We start from the raw sequence: 24,687 nt of genomic DNA, 5'->3' as shown, positions 1-24,687 counted from the left end.
CTCACCCGAGCAGGGCGGAATCGGTCAGGGGCCCTCAGGGATCCGACGCCGAAAGTGTCGCGGAGCCGTGTCTCGACGGCCTTGAGACCCTTGATGCCTTTGGCGACGCTTGCGGCGGCCGCACCACCACAGCCCGAGGACACCTCGGCCGTCGAAGGGCGTAACGCCCGGGCACCGGCGACGACTTCCTTCGCAGCCCTCCGTGATCCAGGGGCAGCCGACGGCAGCCGAGCCGGGACGATCGGTCCGCGCCGGACTCCGGCAGACGTCACGCGGAGCCCGACGCCAAGGGCTTCCAGGGCCGCCACTCGTCGTTCGAGTGCCGACTTCGAGGAGGGCCCGGGACTCCTCGGGTGCCCCTCGTATCCGGTCCGGCGCACAGCTGTTCGTGTGGCCGCACCACCCCCTCAGTCCTTGCCGATGACGATCACCTCGTCCGCGGCCGCCCACCGGCGCCGCTCGGTTTTGGGCGGGTTGATCCGCACGCCGTGGCCGGGACCCGTGGGCGAGTCGTCGTGACTTCGGTAACCGATGGCGCATTCGCCGCGATGACGTGCCGCGGCCACGACTGTGGCGAAGGACGTCTCACGCCCTGGCAGTACGTAGTCGGTGGCCGGCCGCAGGCGGACCCCGGCGCCGTCCGCGGAGAACAGTTCCTCGAACACCGCTGCCAGGTGACGGCTCTGGGAGATCTGCGCCATGAGCAGACCGATGAGCTTGCCACTGATGATCACGTCGGCTCCGGGACCGATGGGGGCCAGCGCCCGGTTGCGGTCGTCGATCAGTTCGGTGACGACCGGCAGTTCGCGTCCGGTGGCCTCCTCCAGCTGACGCAGCAGCAGGAGGGTGACGAGCGTGCGGTTGTCGGGGTCGTCCGGTGGCTGTCCGGGAGCGGGGTCCTGGCCGAGCACGATCACGCTGTCGTAGGAGTGAACGTCCAGACGACGCAGGGTCTCGGGGCGGGTGACGTCCCCGTGGTGCAGTGTCAGGACAAGGCCGGTCCCGCCGTGGGCGTCGGCCTCGTTCACCTGCCGGACCGTCGCCTCGTCACCGGTCGCCACCACGTCGACGGTGGATCCGGGCCGGGCACGGCGGCGCAACTGGTCGACTATGAGCGGCGCTCGGCGGTTCCAGCCCAGCAGGAGAACCCGTTCCGCCCGCGCGGGTGCCGGCGGGCCGGACGCCATCGCCTCCCTCTCGACCAACTCCGCGCAGTCACCGGGCCGGGCCGTGTCGTCGTCGCGGGAGATGACGATGAGCAGGTCGTCCGCAGCGAGGGGCGTCTGCCCCGGCGGGTTGAGCAGAGGGGCACCCGAGCGCACCATCCCGACGACGCTCGACGTCGGGTAGGCCAGCAGCGTGTCGCCGAACGGCCGGCCAGGGCCGGCTCGGTGATCAGGTAGAACTCGTCGCCGGCGAAGTCGAGGAGTTCCTGGTGGACGAGGGAGAGCCCGGGGCGGCGCGAGGCCTGGACGATCAGCCGGGCGGTGACGGTGTCACTCTCCAGGATGACGCCGCCCGGTCCGGCGGCGAGACGGGCAGCCAGGCGGTAACGGTCGTCCCGGACGGCGGCGACGACGGGCGGGAGGGCGGCCTTCCCGGTCAGGGCCGCCCTGAGCGCCAGCAGTGTCTTGACCACCTCGGCGTCGGCGTCGGGCTCGTCGTGAGGCATCACCAGCACAACACCGGCCGTCTCCGGGCTGGTCAGGCCGAGCACGGCCGGGTCGGTGGTGGGGCCGCTGCGGCAGATCAGCCGCGTACGGCCGACGGGGCCCACCTTCGTACCCAGGGCCTCCTCCATGACGGTCTTGTCCCGGTCGGCCAGTACGGCCACCGCCGCCCGCCGCTGGTTGGCATGGGCGGCCACCAGCTCGCTCACCACCGTGAAGACCTGCTCCGACCACCCCAGGACCACGGCGTGCCCTTGTTCGATCACCGTGGAACGGCCCCGGCGCAACGCGGTGAGCCGCTCCGTCAACACCGTCGTGATCAGACCGACGAGGGTCGAGACGTACAGCAGGGCGACCAGTGCGAGCAGCAGCGACATCGTCACTCGCAGCGGCGGGCCCGTCGAACCGCCCAGCCGCAGTGTCTCCCCGGTCAGGCGCCACACCTGCGCGAACCGGTCCGTCAGGGACGCCGGCGCGCCGGGGTCGGTCCACACGAGCACCGCACTGGCCGGGACGACGACGGCCAGACACAACAGTGCCATCCAGCCGACGAGGGCGGATGCGCCGCGGGTCAGTGTGCTGTCGAACCAGTAACGGACCCTGTCACCGAACCGAGTGCGCGGCTGCGCCACCCTTCCCCCTTTGGTCGCACCGCGCTCCTCGTGGGTCCGGGCGCCGCCGTGTACGCGATGCGCCGCGCGAACCCGCCGGAGAGCACGGATGTGGATACGCATCCGGCAGTGTGCGGGAACGATCGCGACGGTATTACGGGGTCGCCCGGCATTCATTCCTTCGGGTTCCCCGAGCCGTCCGCACCGGTGGACCCACTGTGACGTCAGGCTTCGTCACCGTCTTCGCTCCTTCGAGTCAACTGTGGAGCGAAAGACGGGTGCCCGGTCACAGCCGCCAGTACAAAGGCCGCCATGACTGAAGATCACGCAGTGGTGCGCTCGGACGGCGGCCTGTCCCGGAGGAGCTTCGCGGCGGCGGCCGGCACGGCCACGGTGGCTACGGCCCTGACCGGCGGTGTCGCCGCGGCTCTGCCGGCGCCCGCCGCCCCGGACGGGAGCCGTGGCCCCGACTTCGACCGGTGCCTCGCCGTCGCCCGCGCACTGCTCGTTCTGGACTCCGACGACCGCCCCCTCGTCCCACGTTACCGGCGCGTCCTCCGGAAGGGACTGCCGGCTCACCGGCGGACACGCCCCATGGACGTCCTGGTCATCGGCGCCGGCCCGGCCGGGCTGGTGGCCGCATGGCTGCTGAAGGAGGCCGGTCACCGGGTGACGGTGCTGGAGGCCAACGGCAACCGTGCGGGCGGACGCATCAAGACCTTCCGCAACGGCGGCCACGAGCACGCCGGACAGCCCTTCGCCGATCCCCGTCAATACGCCGAAGCGGGCGCGATGCGCATCCCCGGCAGTCATCCCCTGGTGATGGAGCTGATCGACCGGTTCGACCTGAAGAAGCGGCGTTTCCACTACGTCGACGTCGACACCGAGGGACGCCCCGCCCACCGCACCTGGATCCACGTCAACGGCATCCGAGTGCGGCGCGCCGACTATGCCCGCGCGCCCCGGCGCGTGAACCGGTCCTTCGGCGTCCCCCGGGCCCACTGGGACACCCCCGCCGCCGCCATCCTGCGCTCCGCGCTGGACCCGGTGCGCGACGAGTTCAGTCACGCCGACCGCGACGGCAAGCGGGTCGGCAAGCCGCTCCCCGAGCAGTTGCGGGGCTGGGCCCGAGTGGTGCAGCGGTTCGGTGACTGGTCGATGTTCCGCTTCCTGACCGAGCACGCCGGCCTCGACGAGCGGACCATCGACCTGATCGGCACCTTGGAGAACCTCACCTCCCGCCTTCCCCTGTCCTTCATCCACAGCTTCATCGGCTCCTCCCTCATCAGCCCCGACACGCCCTTCTACGAGTTGGAGGGCGGCACGGCCGTACTGCCGGACGCCCTGCTGGAACGCGTGCGCAAGGAGGTGCGGTTCGACCGCCGTGTCACACGCATCGAGTACCACCACCCCGACCGCCCTTCGCCGGACACCGAGCACGTCCGGGGCAAGGGGCCGCACGTGTGGGTGGACACCGTGTCCGAGGGCCGTGACGGACCCGTCGTGCGCGAGCAGTTCACCGCGGACGCCGCCGTGGTGACGGTGCCGTTCTCCGGACTGCGCCACGTGCAGATCGAGCCTCCCCTGTCGTACGGCAAGCGCCGCGCCGTCTGCGAGCTGCACTACGACAGCGCGACCAAGGTGCTGCTGGAGTTCAGCCGCCGCTGGTGGGAGTTCGGCGAGGCCGACTGGAAACGCGAGCTGAACGCCGTCGAACCGGGCCTGTACGACGCCTACCGCACCGGCCGCACCGCCGCGGACGGCAGCCTGCTCGGCGCCCACCCCTCCGTGCCCGCCGGGCACATCTCGGCGGGCCAGCGCACCCACTACGCCGCCAACCGCGCGCTGGTGCGTGACCAGCCGGAGGCGGTCGACGTCGTGGGGGGCGGATCGGTGTCGGACAACGCCAACCGGTTCATGTTCCACCCCTCCCATCCGGTTCCCGGCAGCGCGGGGGGCGTGGTCCTGGCGTCCTACAGCTGGGCGGACGACGCGCTGCGCTGGGACTCCCTGGACGACGAGGCACGGTACCCGCACGCCCTGTGCGGCCTCCAGCAGGTCTACGGCCGGCGCATCGAGGTCTTCTACACCGGCGCGGGCCGCACGCAGAGCTGGCTGCGCGACCCCTACGCCTACGGGGAGGCGTCCGTGCTCCTGCCCGGGCAGCACACGGAGTTGCTGCCCGCCATCCCCGCGCGCGAAGGACCGTTGCACTTCGCCGGCGACCACACGTCCGTCAAGCCAGCATGGATCGAGGGAGCCGTGGAGTCCGCTGTGCGTGTCGCCCTGGAGATCCACACGGCATGAGCCGAGCGGTCCGCTGGACCACGACGCGGGCTCGGACCCCGGCGCATCGGGTGGATTCCGGGGATCGCTGCAGCACGTGGTCGGTCGATCGGGCCACGAGCAGGTTGTGCGGGCGCTCGGCCGGGGTTTCCCAGCCGAGCGTCCCGGACGGGCGGCTGTCGAGTTCGGCGGCCGTGGCTGCCGGGTGATCGCGAGTGCGTCGGTGGCGAGGGCGGGACCGCCGTCCTCGCCGATGATGAGGCCGCCTTCCAGGCGGCCGGGAACGTTCCGCGCCGGCAACCGCCGCGTCCACGACCTGAAGCCCTGCAGTGCCTTTCGCCGCGCAGGCGACCGCCCTTCACGACCACCCGGCTGATCGGCCCCGCTCCGCGCTCCGGACGGGGCCGATGCTGCGCAGCCCGTCACGGCAGGGGAGTGCGGTGCAGGGTGACGAGCAGCCGCCAGACCCGGTGGGCCATCGTGTCGGGGTCGGCCGGGACGAGGCCGTGCAGCCAGTCGGCGAGCACTCCCGTGAAGGTCGCGGCCACGGCTGAGGCGATCAGATCCGGCTCCGGCGCGCCGGCCAGGCTGCGTTCGGTGCTGCTGCGGGCGCGGAGATCCTGATGGAGCACGTGGCCGAGCGGGCCACCGCCGCCAGGGCTCAGCAGCGTCCTGCAGAGCCCGGCGTGCGGGGTGAGATCTGTGAAGAAGTCGATGAGGGGGAGGGGAGGCGAGGCGGGGTCGGGTGTGCCGCGCCACGCGTGCAAGGCGTCCACCGCGTCGCGGACCACGTCGGCACAGGCGTCGACGGCCAGCGCCTCCAGATCGGCGTAGTGGAGGTAGAACGTGGCGCGGCCGACCCCTGCCCGCCGCACCAGCGCGGCCACGCTGATCTGCGCCAGCGGGCGCTGTGCGCACTCCTCCAGCAGCGCCCGCCGCAGCTTGGCCCGCGTGCGCACGGCTCGGGGGTCCCCGTGCGGATCCGTCATCGGGCGAGGAGAACCGCGGTCAGCGCGAGCGCACCGGGCAGGGCCTGGGCGAGCAGGATGCGCCGGTTCGCGGTGAAACCGCCGTAGAGCCCGGCGAGGAGCACACAGGCGAGGAAGAAGACCTGAACGCGGAACCCGGTCGGGTCGTCAGCGATCAGACCCCACACCAGCCCGGCGGACAGGAACCCGTTGTAGAGGCCCTGGTTGGCCGCCAGCGGCGCACTGGCACGCGCCAACTCCGCGTCGAAGCCCGACAGTTTGCGACCCGGGCTCTTCTCCCACAGGAACATCTCCAGAACCAGGATGTAGGCGTGCAGGACAGCCACCAGTGCGACCAGGGCGTTCGCCGTCGTCTCCATCAAGAACCCGTCTCTTCGCTCACTTGGACAGGTGTCCAATATACATGGACAGCTGTCCAGGAGACACGTCGAGCCGGTTCGAAGCCGGCGCCTCGACACCGGCGGATCGGATCACCCGGACCACGAGGTGATCGACGTCGCGGTCCGCCCTGCGGCGCGCATCCCTGTCCGGCCGGTGCGACTGATCGCTGAAGGATGCGGTCTTTCTCGGGCCGAGGTGGAGAGACTGATCACGGCGGGGAAACTCGTTTCGGCGGTCCGGCTGGGCGGCAGGCTCTCCGGCGACTTCACCTTCACGCTCAAACGCTGAGCCCTCTTCGGGGGGTCTGTCCGGCAGGATCCGCCGGACAGGCCCCGGCCGCCCGACGCGTCAGGTCGGTCCGTGGGTCGTCTACGGACGGGTGGGGGCTGGGACCAGGCCGTCCGCGACCAGACCGGCGAGGACGGCCTCGCCGAGGGCGTGCACGGCGGATCGGGGCCGGACCATGACGGTGAACTCCTTGATCCGGCCGTCGTCGTCGAAGTGCATCAGGTCGATGCCATGGATTTCCTTGCCGCCCGTCCGGGCGCGGAAGAGCAGCACCGCGGAAGGTGCCTCAACGGCGTCCGTGCTGGTCTGCGCGGTGCCGCTGTGGTCGCCGATGTAGCGGAAGTCCTCGAAGGTCCGCAGCAGCACCCCGAAGAGTCCCATCACCATCGGTTTGCCCTCGAAGGGCGTGAACTTGACGGGGCTGTAGAGGCGGATGTCGTCGGTGAACAGGTCGTCCAGGGCCGCGAGGTCCCGGTCGGCGACGGCTGCGCGGAAACGGTCCGGGGTGTTCACGGGCGGCCCCACCTCCTTGGTCATGAATATGAGTAGTCATTTTCATGACTATCATGGATGGTCTGTACGGCGACAGAGGCATTCGAGGAGGCGACCCCATGGCACTACGGCACGCCGTGCTGGCGGCGCTGCTCGACGGCGAGCTCAGCGGCTATCAGCTGGCCAAGGCATTCGACGTCGGTGTGGCCAACTTCTGGTACGCCCAGCCGCAGCAGCTCTACGCCGAGCTGAACCGGCTGGAGAAGGAAGGGCTGGTCGCGGGCCGGGAGGTGGTGCAGGAGAGCAGGCCGAACAAGCGGCTGTTCCATGTGACCGACGCCGGCCTGGCGGAGCTGGAGAGCTTCACGGCCGCCTCCGCCAAGCCGGCCTTCGTCCGCGACGACCTGCTCGTCAAGGTCCAGGCGGCCGACCGTGTCGACATCGCCGCCCTCGTCGCGCAGCTCACCGAACGCGCCCAGGTGGCCCAGGCCAGGATCGACCTCTTCGGGACACTGCTGCGCCGCCTGCGCGGCGACCGTACGGAGGAGGATTTCCTCCGCCACGGCGACCGCGTCGGCCCGTACCTGACCTGTCTGCGCGGCGTGGCCTTCGAGCAGGAGAACCGCGACTGGTGCGCGCGCACGATCGCCGTCCTCGAGGAGAGGCGGCAGGTCCATGCCCGGCGCTGACGCGGCGTACCTGCGCCATGTCGCATGGGGCGACAGCCAGACCGAGGGCCTCGGCGCCGGCGACGACCTCACCGGCCTGCGTGGTTTCGCCGACCGGCTCGCCGAACAGCTCGCCCGGCACCAGCCCTCGCTCCAGTACGCCAACCTGGCCGTACGAGGCCGTCTCGCCGCGCGGGTTCACGCCGAACAGCCGGCCCCCGCCCTTTCCCTGCGACCCGACCCGGCCACCGTCCTCGCCGGCGTCAACCGGTCGGCGAGTGATGCCGGTTCAGCCGGGCAGTGCGTCGTCCAGCAGGGTCTGCTCCGCCTCGCTCAGCTCGAGCCCGGCCGCCTTGGCGGAGTCCTGGATCGATGCGGGGCGGCTGGCGCCCGGCACCGGGATCACCGCCGGGGAGCGGGCCAGCAGCCAAGCCAGGGCGATCTGCTGCGGGCTGACGCCGCGCACGGCAGCGATGCGGTGGAAGGCGGTGCTCGCGGCGGTCGGGCCGCGGGTGCCGTCCAGGGAGCTTCGGGAGATGCCGCCCAGTGGGCTCCAGGGCAGGAAGGCCAGCCCCAACCGGGTGCTCAGCCGCAGCTCGGGCTCGCTGTCGCGGACTGCTGGTGAGTACTGGTTCTGTACGGAGACGAGGCCGTCGCCGAGGATCGCGTGCGCCTCGCGGATCTGGCCGACGGTGACGTTGGAGATCCCGGCGGCGCGGATGGTGCCGGCGTCGAGCAGCTCGCGCAGCGTGCCCACGGACTCCGCCCAGGGCACGGCCGGGTCCGGCTTGTGCAACTGGTACAGGCCGATGGCCTCCACGCCCAGGCGCTTCAGGGACGCCTCGGCGGCGCGCTTGAGGTGGCCGGGGGTGGCGTCGACGGTCCAGCTGCCGTCGCCGGGGCGACCGCGGCCGCCCTTCGTGGCGACGAGCAGGCGGGAGGTGTCCCCGCCGTAGCGGGCCAGGGCGCGGGCGACGAGGAGTTCGTTGTGGCCGGCTTCGCCGGCGTGCCAGTGGTAGCTGTCGGCGGTGTCGATGAGCGTGACCCCGGCGTCCAGGGCGGCGTGGACGGTGGCGATGGCCCGCTGTTCGTCCGGGCGGTGCTCGATGGAGAGGGGCATGGCGCCCAGGCCGACGGCGCTCACGGCAGTATCTCCGACGGTGCGGTACCGCATGGTGTGTCCGTTCCTCAGGAGGCGGGGGCGGCGGTTGTGGCGAGGGCTTCGGCGACGACGCCGGGCAGCCAGTCGGTGGTACGGGAGAAGGCGAAGCCCAGTTCCTTCGCGCGGGCGTTGCTCATGGCGTAGTGGCGGTCGAAAGAGAACGGCGAGGCCGGTTCGCCCGCGGCGACGCTGCGGTACGCAGCCTTCCTGCCGGCCTGTGCGGCGACGACAGCACCGAGGCCGTAGACGTCGAGTGGGCCGTCGGAGCAGGCGTTGACCGGGCCGGTGGCATCGGTGAGCGTGGCCGCCCACCCCAGCAGCCTTGCCAGCTCCTCGTAGTGGATGAAGACCGTGGGCAGCGCCTCCGCGTGCACGGCGATCTGCGTGCCGTGGGTGATGCGCTCGGTGTAGTGCATGAGCCGGCCGGTGAACTCCGCCGCGCCGCCACCGAGGACGTGGGCGCTGCGTACGGCGGCGAAAGCGAACCCGTGGTGCCGGGCGAAGACGGCCTCCGCCTGGCGCTTGCCTTCGGCGTAATGCGCCTGGAGGTACGCCGCGTCGTGCCAGGGCAGGTCCGTCCGCACCAGCCAGGTGGCCGGATCGACCGTCTCCTCAGGCACCGCTGTTCCGGGCGGGACCGCAGGCAGCACGGCGGTCACCGGATCGTAGACCTCGATCGTGGAGGTCATGACGTAGCGCCGGGTGCGGCCGCTGAACGCACGGGTGGCGATCGCGGCCTGCACCGGGGTGTAGCAGACCTGGTCCACGACCGCATCGAAGCTGCGGGACCCCAGCGCGGCGATCAGGGCAGCCTCCTCATCGCGGTCGGCAACGAGGTGCTCGACCCCTGTCGGCGGCGGGGTGGAGCCGCGGTTGATCACAGTGACCCGGTGCCCTGTCGCCTGCAGGCGCCGCACCAGGACCTTGCCGAAGTAGCGGCTTCCGCCGATCACGCAGATCCTTTTCATGCCCCCATCCTGAGCACCTACAGTCATCAGCAGAAGTGCCCAACTGCTGGCCACGCATTAAGGATTACTGTTGATCGATGTGCAGCGGCTCCGCGTCCTGCGGACTGTGGCCGAACACGGCAGCTTCAGTCAGGCGGCAGCAGCCCTCCACCTCACCCCTTCGGCCGTCTCCCAGCACGTCGCCGCACTCGAGCGCAGCCTCGGCTCCCAGGTCGTCGTGCGCAGTACCCGCGGAGTCACCCTGACCCCGGCCGGCCGGATCATGGTCGGGGCCGCCGAGTCGGTCGCCGCGGAGCTCGCGCACGCCCAGCAGCAGGTCGACCGACTCGGCGGCGGCCGCACCCAGATCACCATCGCCTCCTTCACCAGCGGAGGCAGGCTCCTGCTGCCCGGCGCACTCGCCCGCCTGACCACCGCCCATCCCGACACCGTGGTCCACGTCAGGGAAGCCGAGCCCGAGGACAGCCTGCCGCTGGTCCGCCAGGGCGCCGTGGACCTCGCACTCGCCTACCACTTCGACGGCCCGCTGCCCGGCCGGCTCGGCCCGGCCTCCAGCCTGGCGTGGACGGCGCTCCTCGAAGACCCCCTGCATGTCGTCCTGCCCGACGCCCACCCCCTGGCCGGCCGCGAGTCACTCGACATCGCCGAGCTGGCAGCCGAGCCCTGGGTACTCGGCTGCCTCAAGACCGAGACCTACCTGCGCCGTTACGCCGAACGTGCCGGTTTCGACCCGGAGGTGCGCAGCACGACGACCGACTACTTCTTCGCCCGCTCGCTCGTCGCCGCGGGCCTGGGAATCTCATTGATCCCCTCCATCGCGCAGATCCCGCAGGTAGCAGGTGTACGCACCATCCCGATCGTGCCGCCGGCTCCGACCCGGCACATCGGCGTTGCCACCCTCCTCCGCCGTGACCTCCCCCAGGTCATGACACTGGTACGAGCCCTCCAGGGACAGGCGGCAGCGCTGGACGAAACCGACCCGCACCGCACGACTCGGTCCCATTCGTCCGTACGCAGCCGGTAGGTCATTTCACCCCGCATCGCAGGGGGAACGGGCCGGTTGTCGGAGGCGAGGCCGTGGTGTTCGTGAAGTGGCAGGTGCGCTTTGGAGCCTGTGGGTCGAGTGGGGTGACAGGTGGGGCGGACAAGGCTTCCTCCTGCCTCACCCCGGAGCGCCCGGCCTTCCGCGGCGGTCCTGGCTGCCTGCCCGCATGGCGCCCGTGAGCCGCTGGAGCCCGGCCACCACGCCGGGCCCTTCGAAGTCTGCGATCCGCCGCGACGCGATCACCGTGGGGCAGGAGATGTCAGACCTTCCCGATGCCGAGCGTGGTCTCGCGGGGCAGCATCCCTGAGCCGAGGACCTCCAGCCAGAGCGGGCCAAGGAGCTCGGCGAGCCGCGTGGTCCCGTCCGCGCCGAGCGACTGCCAGGGGGCCGCGGCCAGTTCGTCGGTGCGACGCTCGATCTCGGTGCGCAGGGCGCGACCCGCGTCGGTCGCGGTGCCGTCGGCGTTCAGCAGTCCCCGTACGAAGAGCCGCTCGCGGGCGGCCGCCCACTCGTGCTCGTTCCAGCCGCGGCTGGCGAAGACGTCGGCCGGCGCCGCGCCGATCGCAGCGAAGGACACCAGCGCCTCCACGGAATCAAGGCCTGCGGTCAGGAGCGCGGCGAGATGGCCGTCGCCGCGGTGCTCGCGAAGGATCGTCGCAGCCTGCCACAGCACGAGGTGCGGCGCCCGGGGCCAGGGCAGCTCGGCATTGGCGGCGGCGAGCGGGCGGCCCTCGGTGTGCGCGGCCTCCGCTGCCCGGCGGGCCAGCGCGGCGGCTTCGGCGAGATCGGGACTGTCCGTCCGCTCGCCGAAGAGCGCGCGGTACGTCCGGTCGACGCCGCGCGTCCGGGCGGCAATCACCTTGCCCGGTGCGGCGACGTCCCAGATGGCGGGGATGTGCTCGGCGACCATGCGCGGGCTGAAGCTGTAGAACGCGGAGGCGACCTGGCGGGGCCCGGATGTCCCGAGCGGCGCTGCCCGCAGGGCGAAGTAGCTCGGCCAGCGCTCGCCGGTGTCGTAACCGAGCGACTCGGTCTCCTCGAAGACCTGTGGCGCAAAGTAGAGGACGGCGTGCAGGGGCTCCAGGAGGTGCCACATCTGCCGTACGCGTCCGTTGTCATTGCCCATGACGGTTCCTCGATCTCCCCGGGACTCTCATCTTGTCGCCGACTAGATTGTGCTCCGGGGGCAATCTTGTCAATGCCTAGACTGCGCTAGCCTGCTCATCATGGCTACCGAACGCACCTACCATCACGGAGACCTGCGGCGGACCGTGCTCACCGCAGCCCTCGACGTCATCGCCACCGAAGGGCCGGCAGCCCTGTCCCTGCGCGACCTGGCCCGCCGTGCGGGCGTCTCTCATGCCGCGCCGGCGCACCATTTCAAGGACCGCGCGGGCCTCCTCACCGCCATCGCCACCGAGGGGTACGACCTCCTGGACGCAGCCCTCGGTGAGGCGGAGGATTTGCGCGGTCTGGGCGTCCACTACGTACAGTTCGCTGTTGCGCACCCGGCACACTTCCAGATCATGTTCCGCCCGGAACTCCTGTGTCCTGACGCCCCGGAGCTCCTCGCGGCGCGTGAACGGACGCGAAGCCGGCTCCGTACGGCAGTGGAGGGCTATGGCGACGATCCGGCCATCGGCTTCATGGCGGCCTGGTCGCTGGCCCATGGCTTCGCGACGCTGTTGCTCTCCCGCAACCTTGATGGCCCGCTGGACGGGCGCGACCCCGAAGAAACCTTCCGGGCACTGGCAGGCGAGATGTTCCGGCCGACTGGAGACCCCGCGAAGGGCTGACTCGTACGTGCGGAGGCAGGGGCCGGCCGTGACCACCGGCACCAACGAATCCGTACCGCCCCACCTGTCCTGACCGCGGCGGCCCGCCGAGCCGCTCCCGCAGGTGAGACGACCCCTGCTTCGTCACTTCCGCAGGACGCGGTGACGCCCCGACCTCTTGCGCTGAGCACAGGCTGCGGATGGGCCGGTCTCGCCGCCGGTCCCGGGGCAACGGCCGGCACAGCAGCGGGTGACGGTGCGTTCTGCCGCACTCGCTCGAGGCGGCCCCGGCCTTCTGCGGCGTCGGTGACCCGACTGAGGAGCCGGTCTTCGTGCCGGCGGCGCGTCGCTTCCGTGCGGAAGCGAGAGACGGCACCAAGTGCCTCCCCCCAGCGCGAGCCGGAAGGAGACGCTGCGGCCGTGACCGGCATCGGCAGTGATCACCGGCACTGCCAACCCCTGGCCGGCTGGCCGGTCCGGAAGGCCCGGAGCCAAACGCGCCCTGGACACATGCCCTACCTCCTCGGGCGTCTGGGCCCGTCGGCGCCGCTGGTCATCGTGCGCCCACTTCCCGGGCAGGAACAGCGCCCACTCCAGCGGGCAGGGCACGGTGCCGGCGGCCGCGTACACGCTGACCGCGACCTGGCAGTTGGCCCACTTGCCCGACGCCCCGCAGTACTGCCGGGCCACCCCGGCCGACGCGCCGTGCCGCACTTGGGAAGCGACACATCATCGACCACCCGCATCTCGGGCCGGATTGCCGCGCACAACCGCTCGGCGATCCGCCGCCGCCCCGGGTTGCGACCTTCACCCGAGGTGCCATCGTGGAAGCAGAGGTATTGCTCCTGCCAAGGGTGAGCCATGGAAGACGAGCAAGCACACGTTGTATACAGCGATGACCAGTTCGACCTGGACATCCGCGTCAAGATGACGACGCGGGAAGTGGACAGGTTCGTCATCCAGGACACCCATAGCTGTGCCAGTACCTGTGGTGATGAATGCACCAACAGCTGTGCCAGTACCTGTGCGGGCAGTTGCCCCGTGCTCGACACCCCCAACGAGACCGAAACCTGTGAGACCTGCGGCTCCTGCACTTCGGAGTGCGACCGCAGTCTCTACGAGGATCACTACGTCCTGGAAGTCAGTCAGGTCCGGGCCGACGGGGTCACCCGCAGGGTCGCCGGTGAGCATGTCATCCGCCGCGTCGTCGAGCACACCCCGCAGGAAGGCTGATGGCCCCGCCCGCCTGGCAGCCGACCATCAGTGATCCGCAGACCGCCGCCTCGGCGCGCGCCGTCTCCGTGGACGTGCTCTCGCGGCTGCGTGACCCCGACATCGTCGAGGGAACGGCCCGGACGGCGCCGCTCCAGGGACGTCCGCGGTGGACGACCCACAGCACCGCCCAAGGCACTTGCGGCCTCGCCCTCGCCTTCGGACATCTCGACCGGTGCCTGCCCGGCGAGGGCTGGGATCTCGTGGCCCACCATCACCTCAGCCGCGCGGTCGACGGCACCGCGTCGAATCCCGTGGGCACCCTGGGACTTTTCGCCGGCCTCACCGGAGTGGCTTTCACCACCTCGTATCTGGCTCACGGCGCAAAGCGGTACCGCACCCTGCTCGGCGACATCGATGACAGCCTCTACGCCCGGATTCCCCGACGACTTCCCGACATCACCAGGGAAGGCCTCGCCGTCGGCACGTTCGACCTCGTGTCGGGGTGGACCGGCGTGGCCGCTTATCTCCACTCCCGGCCGGCCGGCCCAGCCCGGGACCGCGCTCTCCACAACGTGCTCGCCTGGCTCGTGGACCTGTCCCGTGTCGTCGACGGGGTCCCCGCCTGGCACACCCCCCACGCCCTCATCACGGACGAGAGCATCCGCGACCGGTACCGGACCGCGGTCGCCAACTGCGGTCTCGCCCACGGCATCACCGGCCCCCTCGCCCTGCTCGCCCTCGCCCACGCCGACGGCCCGATCGGCGCGGGGCACACCGAGGCGATCCGCCGCACGGCGTCCTGGCTCGCCTCACACCAGGTTGACGACGTCCGAGGAGGGGCATACCCGTCGGTCGTCCCGCTCGGTGAGCACTCCGCCGCACCCTCGGCAGCCCGCGACGCCTGGTGCTACGGCAGCCCCGGTGTCGCGCGCGCCCTCTGGCTCGCCGGCACCGCTCTCGGCGACCCCGGCCTGACCCGTACGGCCGTCGCGGCCATGCGGGCCGTACTGCGGCGACCCGTCGCCCGGCGGCGCATCGACTCGCCCGGGTTCTGCCACGGCATCGCCGGGCTCCTGCAGGTCACCCTGCGATTCGCCGTCGACACCGGAGACGAGGAGATCAACGACGGCGCGCGCCGCCTGGTCGACCAACTGCTCGGCGAATACCAGCCGCAGGCGCCCTTCGGCTATCGCAGTGTCGAGCCTGACGGCACCCGCGAGGACCGGTCCGGCCTCCTCGAAGGCGCCGCAGGGGTAGCCCTCACCCTTCTTGCCGCCGTCACCCTCGAACCACCCGCCTGGGACCGGTTCTTCCTGATGTCATGAGAGCCGACGCCTCCAGTGGTCCCGGCACTCGGCGACGAGCCGCCCCCCGGGCATCGGGCCTCTACCGCTGTCTCGACCACTTCGTGATCCGCACCCCGATCCTCCCCGTCACGGACTACCCCGCGGCCGAGGATCTCAGGCGCGCGCCCGCAACCGCTCGCATCCGGGACAACGAGCACGCGCGACGTGCCGTCGTCGTGTCCTCACTGTCCCTCGCCACCTCATTGCTGGGGCCCGCACGCACCGAACGCGACCGGCGGCGCCTCGAGTCGAGCCTCCTGCGCTACCTCATTCGCCTCAGTACCCGGCCCACTCCCTTCGGGCTGAACGCAGGCGTGGCCCTGGGGCGGTGGGGCCCGGTCACCGACGTCCGCCTCGCTGACCGGCCTCCCGACGTCCACACCCGTGTCGACATGCACGCCCTCGTGCACTTCGTCACCGCGCTCGAATCGCGAACCGAGATCCGGGAGGCGACTACGGTCATCGCCAATCCGGCCGTGCTGCACCGCGCCGGCCGGATCACGTTGAGCGGTGTCGAAGCGGTCCTCGGGGTGAACGGCGGCGAGAACGTCACCCTCCGCGCCACCGGCGCCGTCACTCGCGCCCTCGCCCTCGCCCGCACCCCCATGGCCTACGCCGACCTCGCCGCCGACCTTCTGGAAGCCGTCCCCGGAGCCACTCCCGACAAGGTCCACGATCTGCTGTACCGGCTGTGGCGGCACGCATTCCTCCTGACGGACCTCCGCCCTCCGCTGACCCACCTCGACCCCGCGGGACATGTCCTCGACCACCTCAGCCGGATACCGGCAGCCGGCACCGCCGCTGCGGACCTCGGCGAACTGCTGGCCGCGGTCCAGGACTGGGAGAGGCAGCCGGCCGGCACCGGCGCCGCCGCTTTCCCGGCGCTCGCCGACCACGCCCGCCGCGTCACGGGCTTCGAAACGGCCACACCGCTCCAGGTCGACACGGTTCTGCCCCTGGCGGCCTGCGAGGTGTCTTGCAAAGTGGCCGACGAAGCGGTCCGAGCGGCCGAACTGCTGCTGAGGCTCACCCCGTTCCCCTTTGGTCTGCCGCAGATCAGCGCGTACAGGAGCGCGTTCGAGATCCGCTACGGCACCGACCGCGACGTATCCGTCCTCGAACTCCTCGATCCCGTCACAGGCCTCGGCTCACCGTCCCTCCTCCCTCCGGTCATTCCCGCCAAGGCCGCCCGGGCCGACACCTTGCTCCGCCTCGCCACCGGTGCTCTCCACGACCACCTCACCAGCATCGACCTCGACCAGGACACCATCGACGGACTCGCCCTCTGGGATGTGGCCCCCGAGCGGCTCCCCACGTCGCTCGACCTCTACGCCATGGTCTCTGCCCCGTCACCCGCCGCCATCGACGCCGGCGACTTCCACCTGGTCGTGGGGCCCAACGTCGGCGCCGGAGCCGCCGGACGCAACCTCGGCCGCTTCGCCGGCATGCTCACCGGCGCCGTGCCCGCCCTCGGCGACATCGCCGACGCCGAACAAGCCGTCGAAACCGGCCGCGTTCTGGCCGAGCTGGTCTACCTCCCCGAGAAGACCCGCTCGGCGAACGTCGTCGTCCGGCCCGCGATCCGCGACTACGAGGTCGGCATCCGCACCAGCGCCGAGGACGGACCTGCCCGCTACATCCCCCTTGAGCAACTCGCGGTCCGCGTCACGAACGGCAGGTTCGCACTGATCTGGGACGACGGCACGGGGGAACTCCGGGAGGTCACCGTCTGCTCGGGACACATGCTCAACCACAGCCGAGCCCCCGCAGTCTGCCAATTCCTCGCCGATGTGAGCCGCGACGGCACCGCACAGCTCATCGGCTTCGACTGGGGCCCGGCCCGCGACTTCCCCTACCTGCCCCGCGTCACCTCCGGCCCCGTCATCCTGCACCCGGCCCAGTGGCGCATCGACCATGCTGCGGCGCACGAGATGGCCGGGCAGCCAGACCGGTTCCCGGCCGTGTTCGACGACTGGCGCCGCCAGTGGCGGGTGCCCCGCCACACGTACCTCACGAGCAGCGACACGGCAGCGGACCACCGGCTCCTCATCGACGTCACCGCGCATTCCCACGCCAACGAGATACGACGAGCCCTGAGTCGTCTGCGGCCCGGCGGCAGCGTGGTCCTCCAGGAGGCCGTACCTGGCCTCGACGACGCCTGGGTCAGTGGGCCGGACGGCCGCCACACCGTCGAACTCGTGGTGTCCATGACCCGCAACGCCTCTGCTCCTCGCTCCGTTCCGTTCCGTACCGCCGGCGCCCGCGTGACGAGGGCAGACCGGTTGCGCCCCCCGGGCAGCGACTGGACCTTCGTCAAGCTCTACGGCGACCGGCAGGAAGAGGAATCCCTGCTCGTCGGCGGGATCCGAGAGCTGATCCGCTCGCTGGACCGCCATTCCGACCGACGCGTCTTCCTGCGCTATGCGGACCCCGAACCCCACCTGCGGCTACGCCTGCGTGGCAACCCCTCCGTGCTCGTCCCCGCAGTCAGCGACTGGGCCGGCGCCCTCCTCGCCGACGGCCACCTCTCACGGTTCACCTTCGACGTCTACGATCGTGAGATCGAACGCTATGGCGGCCTCATCGGGATGGACGTCACCGAACAGCTGTACTCCGCCGACAGCTCCGCCGTTCTCGACCTGCTCTCCCTCGACCACGCCGGCAGGTCTCAGCCCGACAGGACGGGCCTGGCCCTGCTCACCATTGACGACCTGTTGACCGGGCTCGGTCTGAGCGAAGTCGAGAGGCTCCGCTTCTACCACCGGGAGACTCCCCAGCGACGGCCGGCGGGCGCGGAGTACCGCATCCGCAAGGCGGAATTCTGTGACCTGCTACGCGGGCCACCTCCTCGTCTCATCGGCGACATCCTCACCCGGCGCCGTCCTCACCTGGCAGACGCCGCCCACCGGCTCGCCGGTCCGGATCGCTGCCGGCAACTCGGCAAAACGCTGTCCGAGCTGTGCCACAGCTACGTTCACCTGCACTGCAACCGCCTCCTGGGCGCGGACCGTGCTGCCGAGGACACAGCGTTGGAACTGCTCTACCGCACCCGCCACAGCCTGGCATCAGGAGCCTGAACCCCGATTCGCGGTGACTGGCTGGTGAGGGGCACACAGGATGCCGTCCGCATGTGATGGCCTGTCGCGCGTCCGATGCGCGGGGAGTGGCCGGTGGAAGGATCGGCGCACCGGCCGCAGGGAGATGCGCTTGATGGCGCGGGTGACGGAGTCGGCGCTCCGGCCGGGCGGTGACTTCACGTCGGAACTTTCGGTCCTTGTGGACGTCCTGCCCGGTGAGCCACTCCAAGGGGCTGAGATTGTGTCCTGCACGGTCAGTTTGAGGAGCCGTTCGTAGCAGCAGAGAGCGGATGCCGGATCGAGGAAGACCAGTGGGTGGACCCGACGGAGGTCCACCAGGTCGGTATGGGCGAGGTCGCAGGTGATGATGCCGTCGGCCTGCGCCGTCAGGAACTCTCGTCAGGCCGGGCCGCTCCGGTGGGGAGCGGGGTCTGCGCCGGCGGAGGTCAGGATCGGCCAGACCGTGGACGCTCCGACCTGATGGCCGAGTCGTGCGAGCTCGCCCTGGATCCTGCGACAGCCCCGGCGTGGATTTTCTTCGGCCGGCCGCGGCGCCAGCTCTTCGACGGTCTGCGCAGTCGGTGGTCGGCCAGGCCCGTTGCGGCGCTTGCTGGAGTCCCATTCGTCGATGAGTGCCTCGCGGGTGCCGAAGGGATTGCAGAGGGTGCCGTGACCGACACCGGCCCGGCGGGCGATTTCTTTCAGGGGCACCTTGAGACCGCGCTCCTGGAAGAGCTCGGCGGCGGCTGCCCGCCGCCTCCCACGGAAACCGCGCTTACCTGCGCCGCCGCGGGATCCGCTGCACCATCCCCGGCAAAGCCGACCGGGCGCACAACCGCCTCAAGCGTGGATCGCGTGGCGGACGGCCGCCGAAGTCCGACAAGGACGACTGCAAACAGCGGCACGCGGTCGAGTGCTGGATCAACCGCCTCAAGAGGCACCGCGCCGTCGCCACGCGATACGACAAGCCGGCGGTCCGCTACGAGGCGACCGTCCTCATCGCTGCCATCAACGGGTGGCTGTGATCAGCACTTCCAGGGACGTCCTATGCGACTCTGACCACGTATTTGCCCCGAACACCGCCCGCCTCCAGCGCCTGGTGTGCCGCTGCTGTCTCCTCCAGGGGGAAGACGGTGTCCACCGCGGGGCTCAGCTTGCCCTCGACGACATGGCGGGCGAGGTCGTCGAAGTCCGCCCGCGTGGGGTTGCCGCTGAAGAAGCGCACCCGGCCGTGTCCGTGGACCGTGCTGGCCGCGAGGTAGCCGAGTGACGCGGCGGGCCGTTTCAGGTCGAAGGCGATGGTGACCATGCGCCCGCCGGGATTCAGCAGGCGCCTAAAGGCCCGCAGGTCGGTCCCCACCGTGTCCAGGACCACGTCGAAGCGGCCCAGTTCCGCCGGCCGCATGGTCCGGTGGTCGACGGCCTTGTGCGCGCCGAGCCCGCGGACGAAGTCGAGGTTGGCGGCGCGGGCAAGGGCCGTGACCTCGGCACCGTACGCCCGTCCGAGCTGGACAGCCGCATTGCCGACACCGCCCGCCGCGCCCCGCACGAGGAGTCGTTCGCCGGAGCGCAGACCGGCTTTGTCCCGCAGCGCGGTGACGGCCGTGGTGGCCACCGGCAGCGCGGCGGCGTCCACCAGATCCAGCCCGTCAGGGACCAGGCCGACCCGCTCGGCGGGCACGGTCACGTACTCGGCGGCGCTGCCGAACCCGGAGGTGCGGCCCAAGACCCCCCATACGCGGTCACCGGCCGCGAACCGTGTGACTCCGGCCCCCAGTGCGGCGACCTCGCCGGTGAAGTCCAAGCCCACACGCTTGGGGAATTTCCGGCCGCTCAGGAGGCGGAGACGACCGGCACGGGCTGCCAGTTCGCCGCCGTTGACACTGAACGCGCACACCTTCACGAGGACCTCGCCGGGGGCCGGCTCGGGGCGTGGCACACGGCCCGTGTAGAGCACATCGGGGCCGCCGTAGCGGTCGTGGAGCACTGCCTTCATCATACGGTCGTTCATCGTTCTGCCTTTGCCGCCGGGGGGCCGTACAGGGGTCTGGCATCGACCGTAAGCTCTTAAGCGGACGCGATCGTCCGCTTGGACCGGAAGCGAGAGACAGTGATGGCGGAATCCTCTCGGATCACAGCCCGGGGCGGGGTGCGGGCGGACGCCCGGCGCAACCGGGAGCGCGTCCTCGTCGCGGCCCGCGTGGTCTTCGCGGAGCACGGGATCGACGCACCGATGGCGACCGTGGCCCGTCGGGCCGGGGTCGGTGTGGCGACGCTGTACCGGCATTTCCCGACCCGGGACGCTCTGGTGAGGGGCGCGTTCGCGCAGCAGATGGAGACCTGCGCGCGGGCGCTCACCGAGGCTCTGGCCGCCCCCGACCCATGGCAGGGCTTCCAGCAGCTGGTCGAGACGGTCTGCGCTCTGCAACGGGAGGAACGCGGGTTCCCGGCAGCGTTCGTCGCGGCCTTCCCGGAAAGCACCTCGGAACACGCGCAGTCCCGGCAACGAGCCGAGCGGGACTTCACGACCCTGGTACGCAGGGCCCAGGCATCGGGCGCGCTGCGGGCCGACTTTCACCCTTCCGACCTCGCCGTGGTCCTGTTGGCACACTGCGCTCTGGTGACCGCCCTACCGGATGACGGTGCAGCGTCCCGGCGCCTGGTGGCCTATCTGCTCCAGTCGTTCCGCACCGACACGGCCAACGAACCGCTGCCCCCGCCGGCTGCGCTGACACTGCGCAGCCTCCCGATTGCAACTGACAATCCCCAGAGGCGGCGGCTCCCCAGAGCCTGACATGAAACGGTACCGGCCGCAGGGCACGTCCAGTCCGGCAACTCCACTTTCGCAACAGGCCCTACGAGCTCGTGCACGGTAGGCAGTGAGACGTTGCGAGCTTCGGTGTGGTCCGGGTTCACGTCTGCGGTGTCGGCTTCAGGTCCATGGCACCGTGCACGGCCGTGACCACAACGCCGCCCGCGACACCCTGTTCGAGGGATGCCGTACCGTCGCCGCCGGACGGGCGGAGACACTGAACGCCTCATGGAGCGCCGGTAGGATCAGGGCGGAAAGCCCGGCACTTGGACTTGCTGCCGCCCGTTGTGAGCTTTGGACAGGAGCAGGACTTCGCCCCGTACGGCCGGCGGCAGTGGTTCGCGGCGGGACTGATCGCCGCAGGATGGATCTTGGCCAGCACTGTTGCTGCCGGTCTCGCTTGCGCCCTCTCCCGGCGCTGACGCCACTTCCCCGGCGCGGGTGATCACGTCGTGATCACCCGCCTGCTCCACCGCACATCGCATGAGTGCTGGACATCCTCCGTGGCCTCTTCCCCGCGCGCCAGGATCACGTGTCGGTGTCCCCCGGAATGTGCACAGGCCGGGACGGCCGAGGACGCGCGGTCTCGAGGACATGCCGTCCGGTATGCGACGCCGGCACGGTGTCCGGTTCTACGCGTCCGGTGCCGCCAGGCGGAAGCCCACGCCGATCGCTTCGAGATCCGGCTCGTAGGCGCCGTGCCGGCGGGCGCAGCGGGCCAGATCCCGGCGGCTTTGTTGGGGGAGGGGGCTTCCGGACACGACCTGCCATGGGAGACGGTCTGCCTGCTCAGAAGTGGTTCACAGAATGTGAATCACCAAAGACGGGCAACTGTCGAGACAGAGGGCAGCTTGTGCAGCCTGTTGGCCCGGTCGTCCTCGTGGGCGAGCGAGGGGTTGTCCTGGGCCGGTGGGTGCCGTGGGCGGTGTGTCAACGAGGGCGGGAGATTCGGGTCTTGTTCGAAGACTTTGAGACCAAGCGGGTTCAGGTCGATGAAGCATCGATCCTCGTTCGCTACGGCGGGGAAGGGCCGCCGGTGGTGTTGCTGCACGGCCATCCCCGGACGTCTGCGACCTGGCATCGCGTCGCCCCGCTCCTCGTCCGGCGTGGTTTCACCGTGGTCTGTCCCGATCTGCGGGGGTACGGCCGGTCCACCGGCCCGGCGCCCACCCCGGACCACGCAGGGCACTCCAAGCGGGCCGTCGCCGGTGACGTGGTCGAGGTGATGCGCTCCCTGGGCCATGCCCGGTTCGCGCTCGCCGGGCACGACCGCGGAGGCGCTGTCGCGCTGCGTCTCGTCCTCGATCACCCCGACGCGGTCTCGCGGGTGGCGCTGATCGACTGTCTGCCCCTCACCGAACACCTGTCCCGTGTGACGACCGAGTTCGCCACGCAGTGGTGGCACTGGTTCTTCTTCGCTCAGCCGGATGTCCCCGAGCGGGTCATCAACGCCGATCCGGACAGCTGGTACCGCGGCGATCCCCAGAGCATGGGGCAGGAGAACTACGACGAGTGGCGCGCGGCCATGAGGAACCCCGACGTGGTGCGGGCGATGCTGGAGGACTACCGGGCCGGCCTCACCATCGACCGGCGGCACGAGGAGGACGACCGTGCCGCCGGGACACAGATCCAGTGCCCGACGCTGATCCTGTGGTCACTCCGGGACGACCTCGAGGACCTGTACGGGGACCCGGTGAAGATCTGGCGGCAATGGGCACCGGACGTACGCGGCCACGGCATCGACTCCGGGCACCACGTGGCCGAGGAGGCTCCAGAAGCGCTTACGTCCTCCCTCGCGGGCTTCCTCGCCGGGCGGCCTGAGTAAGGAACGTCCGGGCCGTCTCCTGTGGAACAACGCGGGGGAGTGCTCAGCGCACCTGCTCTGTTCGGCGGGCCGCGGGACTGCCGGATGAGATCTGCGGGTGCAGGCCCGTGGGGTGCCGGTTCACCAGGCGGTGAGGCAGTGAGGCGGTGAAAGTTCCTGGCGGTGGCGGTGGCGGTGGCGGTGGCGGTGGCGGTGAGCTGATGCTGTGGTCACGCGTCGGCCTCGGCCACCCCGGACGGCAGTCCGCCTCTGGGCCTGGCCGGCTATGGGGGGTTTTGGGGCATCCATCCGGAGGCAGGGCGTGCTTCGGGTGAGGAGATTCACCCAGCACGGGTGGGTCGTCCCCGTGCTGGGGTTGGTCGCTTTCAAGGCTCTGTCCGCAGTTTTGCGAAAGCGGAGGCCGACGATGGGAAGACACCATCCGTCCACGGGTGTCCGTACTGCCGCGGTCGATGCGCTCGGGGACGTGGGGACAGCGGTCGGCTGTTTTGTGGCGATCGACGACTCGGCCGGTTCACACCTGGAACTCGGTGAGGTCGATGGCGTGAACGCGCAGCGGATAGCCGTACACCGGGTGTGCCGTCTCCCGCTCGGGCTCCATGCCGAGCTTGCGGATGACGTTCTCGGAGGCGTCGTCCCCCACCCGGCTGATGCTGATGACGCGGTCCAGACCGCGGTCCTGGAGTGCGAACTCCAATGTGGCGTGCGCGGCTTCGGACGCGTATCCCTGGCCCCAGAACTGTGAGCCGAGCCGCCAGCCGATCGCCACGGCGGGCATCACCTCCGGCAGGAACTCGGGCACGGACAGCCCCGTGAAGCCGATCAGTTCACCCGAGGCCAGCAGCTCGACGGCGAAGAGCCCGAAGCCCTCCTCGTCCCACTCCTCCTCCCACCGCTCGATGTCCTCGGCCGTGTGGTCCAGGTCGCGCACCGAGCCGTCGTCGACCCAGTGCATGACCCGTGGGTCCGCGTTGATGTCCGCCATCGGCGCGAGGTCGTCGTCGTGCCAGCTACGGAGGAGGAGACGGGGTGTGCGGATCTCGGTCATGTGCCCATCCTGCCGAAGACAAGCACCGCATCGGTAATCCGGCGCTCGCCCGCGCTGCCGCTCCGCAACCACAAGGCGTCAAGCCGCCTGCACCGCACATCGTGAAGCGGGAAGCGCCGGGCCGGCGGCCGACCAGACGACGTGCCACTTCGGCAGCGTGGTCGAGCGGCCGGACCGATTCGGTGGCAGCCTGCCGCAGCACCGGGATTGTTCACGGAACCGCGGTCAGAGCCGCTTTCAGCGAGCGCCATCACGCCCCGCGATGTTTGCGTGATGACGGCGTAATCACCCTCGAGGGTGACGGCGCGTCCAAGAACGGGCGGGCCGGCTGCAAGCAGGACCAGGTCTTGGTGATGATCGCGCCCCCGGCCGACCTCGGCCTTGAACACCTGGGGGTAGGTGATGCTCCCGGCCGGAGCGCACGTCGGCCGTCAGCGTTGTTGAAGGCGCTTTCCCCGTGAGTGAGCTCGTTGTTCATGGCGGCAGCCTAGGGAGCAGGCAAGAGGATCCTGCCGACTCGCCGGACAGGACCTAGCCACGTACGGCCCGAGAGGCGAGGGCCCCGGGGACGGCTTCGCCTACGTCCCGGAGGGCATCGCCTTCGACCTCGAGGCTGCACAACAATGGGTGGTTGGCGAACCGATGCAGTAGGAGGCATACGCGCCTCCCCTCTCGCCCTCCTGCAGGTCACTCGGGTGGGTCGACCCGTGTTCGGAGCTGCTGCCAGCAGTGGTGGACATGCTGTTCAGCCTCTCGCACGACGCGGGAAGCGGCGTCCGAGAGCGCGGTCGCAGATGACGTGGCTCTGTCGGCGCACGGTGCGGTGCGACCGCGCACCAGGTGCGCTCGGTGCGCGGCACGCCTTCGACTGCCCTGGTGGAGGACGGCTGCCCGGGCGACCAGGATTGCAGCGATCACTGCTGCAGCGGTCAACGCGGCAGCCGCGTGCTGATCGGACATGACTGTGAGGGTCCTTTACAGGAGGTACTGGTCGGGGGGCGGGAGGGCCGGCCGGTATCCGTCTCCGGC

At 70.6% G+C, this 24,687-nt stretch carries 19 protein-coding genes and 4 pseudogenes; 11 read left to right on the top strand and 12 right to left on the bottom strand.

Annotated features, from left to right (window positions below):
* Nucleotides 1-407: 407 nt before the first annotated feature.
* Nucleotides 408-2,302 (bottom strand): annotated as a pseudogene (locus tag ACFXAE_RS12815) (NAD-binding lipoprotein).
* Between the two features lie 291 nt (nt 2,303-2,593).
* On the opposite strand from ACFXAE_RS12815, the gene ACFXAE_RS12810 reads away from it, so the two are divergent.
* Nucleotides 2,594-4,588 (top strand): flavin monoamine oxidase family protein, encoded by a 1,995-nt coding sequence (locus ACFXAE_RS12810; protein ID WP_384712377.1) that lies wholly within the window; start codon nt 2,594-2,596, stop codon nt 4,586-4,588.
* A gap of 401 nt (nt 4,589-4,989) precedes the next feature.
* Here the strand turns inward: ACFXAE_RS12810 and ACFXAE_RS12805 are convergent, their stop codons facing one another.
* Entirely contained in the window at nt 4,990-5,556 is a 567-nt protein-coding gene (locus ACFXAE_RS12805; protein ID WP_384712374.1) for a TetR/AcrR family transcriptional regulator, read from the bottom strand.
* Complete coding sequence (locus ACFXAE_RS12800; protein WP_384712371.1) at nt 5,553-5,915, bottom strand: DUF1304 domain-containing protein; 363 nt, start codon at nt 5,913-5,915, stop codon at nt 5,553-5,555. The genes ACFXAE_RS12805 and ACFXAE_RS12800 overlap by 4 nt, the downstream gene beginning before the upstream one ends.
* 88 nt (nt 5,916-6,003) lie before the next feature.
* Between ACFXAE_RS12800 and ACFXAE_RS12795 the strand changes: the two are divergent.
* Nucleotides 6,004-6,225: pseudogene (locus ACFXAE_RS12795) on the top strand (DUF1062 domain-containing protein); the annotation flags it as partial.
* 81 nt (nt 6,226-6,306) lie between these two features.
* Here ACFXAE_RS12795 and ACFXAE_RS12790 read toward each other — a convergent pair.
* Nucleotides 6,307-6,762 carry a nuclear transport factor 2 family protein gene (locus ACFXAE_RS12790; RefSeq protein WP_384712368.1) on the bottom strand — a complete coding sequence of 152 codons (456 nt, stop codon included), beginning with the start codon at nt 6,760-6,762 and terminating at the stop codon, nt 6,307-6,309.
* 74 nt (nt 6,763-6,836) lie between these two features.
* Between ACFXAE_RS12790 and ACFXAE_RS12785 the strand changes: the two genes are divergently transcribed.
* Together ACFXAE_RS12785 and ACFXAE_RS12780 are read left to right on the top strand one after the other, a co-directional pair.
* A complete protein-coding gene (locus ACFXAE_RS12785; RefSeq protein ID WP_384712365.1) occupies nt 6,837-7,406 on the top strand; it encodes a PadR family transcriptional regulator in 570 nt (189 codons plus the stop codon).
* A pseudogene (locus tag ACFXAE_RS12780) lies at nt 7,393-7,653 on the top strand (GDSL-type esterase/lipase family protein); the annotation flags it as partial. The gene ACFXAE_RS12785 and the pseudogene ACFXAE_RS12780, both read left to right, overlap by 14 nt.
* Nucleotides 7,654-7,674: 21 nt before the next feature.
* Here the strand turns inward: ACFXAE_RS12780 and ACFXAE_RS12775 are convergent.
* Together ACFXAE_RS12775 and ACFXAE_RS12770 are read right to left on the bottom strand one after the other, a co-directional pair.
* Nucleotides 7,675-8,559: an aldo/keto reductase gene (locus ACFXAE_RS12775; RefSeq protein ID WP_384712362.1), complete on the bottom strand. Its 885-nt coding sequence runs from the start codon at nt 8,557-8,559 to the stop codon at nt 7,675-7,677.
* Nucleotides 8,560-8,573: 14 nt separating this feature from the next.
* On the bottom strand, nt 8,574-9,515 hold the full coding sequence (locus tag ACFXAE_RS12770; protein WP_384712359.1) for an NAD-dependent epimerase/dehydratase family protein: 942 nt from the start codon (nt 9,513-9,515) through the stop codon (nt 8,574-8,576).
* A 70-nt stretch (nt 9,516-9,585) separates the two neighbouring features.
* On the opposite strand from ACFXAE_RS12770, the gene ACFXAE_RS12765 reads away from it, so the two are divergent.
* Nucleotides 9,586-10,539: a LysR family transcriptional regulator gene (locus tag ACFXAE_RS12765; RefSeq protein WP_384712356.1), complete on the top strand. Its 954-nt coding sequence runs from the start codon at nt 9,586-9,588 to the stop codon at nt 10,537-10,539.
* Nucleotides 10,540-10,819: 280 nt separating this feature from the next.
* On the opposite strand, the gene ACFXAE_RS12760 is transcribed toward ACFXAE_RS12765, so the two are convergent.
* Nucleotides 10,820-11,686, bottom strand: coding sequence for a hypothetical protein (locus tag ACFXAE_RS12760; RefSeq protein ID WP_384712353.1), 867 nt, complete (start codon nt 11,684-11,686; stop codon nt 10,820-10,822).
* Between the two features lie 100 nt (nt 11,687-11,786).
* Here ACFXAE_RS12760 and ACFXAE_RS12755 point away from each other — a divergent pair, with 100 nt between their 5' ends.
* The gene (locus ACFXAE_RS12755; protein WP_384712350.1) at nt 11,787-12,356 is read left to right on the top strand and encodes a TetR/AcrR family transcriptional regulator; all 570 of its coding nucleotides are present in this window, start codon (nt 11,787-11,789) and stop codon (nt 12,354-12,356) included.
* A gap of 123 nt (nt 12,357-12,479) precedes the next feature.
* Here the strand turns inward: ACFXAE_RS12755 and ACFXAE_RS12750 are convergent, their stop codons facing one another.
* On the bottom strand, nt 12,480-13,025 hold the full coding sequence (locus tag ACFXAE_RS12750) for a transposase (protein WP_384712611.1): 546 nt from the start codon (nt 13,023-13,025) through the stop codon (nt 12,480-12,482).
* A 171-nt stretch (nt 13,026-13,196) separates the two neighbouring features.
* Here ACFXAE_RS12750 and ACFXAE_RS12745 point away from each other — a divergent pair, with 171 nt between their 5' ends.
* The 3 genes from ACFXAE_RS12745 to ACFXAE_RS12735 are packed head-to-tail and all read left to right on the top strand — an operon-like array spanning nt 13,197 to nt 17,973.
* Nucleotides 13,197-13,568 carry a hypothetical protein gene (locus ACFXAE_RS12745; protein WP_384712347.1) on the top strand — a complete coding sequence of 124 codons (372 nt, stop codon included), beginning with the start codon at nt 13,197-13,199 and terminating at the stop codon, nt 13,566-13,568.
* Complete coding sequence (locus ACFXAE_RS12740) at nt 13,568-14,875, top strand: lanthionine synthetase C family protein (RefSeq protein WP_384712345.1); 1,308 nt, start codon at nt 13,568-13,570, stop codon at nt 14,873-14,875. Before ACFXAE_RS12745 ends, ACFXAE_RS12740 begins: the two co-directional genes overlap by 1 nt.
* A complete protein-coding gene (locus tag ACFXAE_RS12735; RefSeq protein WP_384712342.1) occupies nt 14,872-17,973 on the top strand; it encodes a lantibiotic dehydratase in 3,102 nt (1,033 codons plus the stop codon). Before ACFXAE_RS12740 ends, ACFXAE_RS12735 begins: the two co-directional genes overlap by 4 nt.
* A gap of 399 nt (nt 17,974-18,372) precedes the next feature.
* Here ACFXAE_RS12735 and ACFXAE_RS12730 read toward each other — a convergent pair whose 3' ends face one another.
* Complete coding sequence (locus ACFXAE_RS12730; RefSeq protein WP_384712339.1) at nt 18,373-18,684, bottom strand: hypothetical protein; 312 nt, start codon at nt 18,682-18,684, stop codon at nt 18,373-18,375.
* 334 nt (nt 18,685-19,018) lie between these two features.
* On the bottom strand, nt 19,019-19,984 hold the full coding sequence (locus ACFXAE_RS12725; protein ID WP_384712336.1) for an NAD(P)-dependent alcohol dehydrogenase: 966 nt from the start codon (nt 19,982-19,984) through the stop codon (nt 19,019-19,021).
* Nucleotides 19,985-20,086: 102 nt separating this feature from the next.
* On the opposite strand from ACFXAE_RS12725, the gene ACFXAE_RS12720 reads away from it, so the two are divergent.
* On the top strand, nt 20,087-20,767 hold the full coding sequence (locus ACFXAE_RS12720) for a TetR/AcrR family transcriptional regulator (RefSeq protein ID WP_384712333.1): 681 nt from the start codon (nt 20,087-20,089) through the stop codon (nt 20,765-20,767).
* A 650-nt stretch (nt 20,768-21,417) separates the two neighbouring features.
* On the opposite strand, the pseudogene ACFXAE_RS12715 reads toward ACFXAE_RS12720, so the two are convergent.
* A pseudogene (locus tag ACFXAE_RS12715) lies at nt 21,418-21,510 on the bottom strand (formylglycine-generating enzyme family protein); the annotation flags it as partial.
* 230 nt (nt 21,511-21,740) lie between these two features.
* On the opposite strand from ACFXAE_RS12715, the gene ACFXAE_RS12710 reads away from it, so the two are divergent.
* Entirely contained in the window at nt 21,741-22,610 is an 870-nt protein-coding gene (locus ACFXAE_RS12710; protein ID WP_384712330.1) for an alpha/beta fold hydrolase, read from the top strand.
* A 514-nt stretch (nt 22,611-23,124) separates the two neighbouring features.
* Here the strand turns inward: ACFXAE_RS12710 and ACFXAE_RS12705 are convergent.
* Nucleotides 23,125-23,658: a GNAT family N-acetyltransferase gene (locus ACFXAE_RS12705; RefSeq protein ID WP_384712327.1), complete on the bottom strand. Its 534-nt coding sequence runs from the start codon at nt 23,656-23,658 to the stop codon at nt 23,125-23,127.
* Between the last annotated feature and the right edge of the window lie 1,029 nt (nt 23,659-24,687).

The organism is Streptomyces sp. NPDC059454 (assembly GCF_042749965.1).
GTDB lineage: Bacteria > Actinomycetota > Actinomycetes > Streptomycetales > Streptomycetaceae > Streptomyces.
Note: the sequence above shows the minus strand (reverse complement) of the source record. Positions and strands in the feature narration are given on the sequence as shown.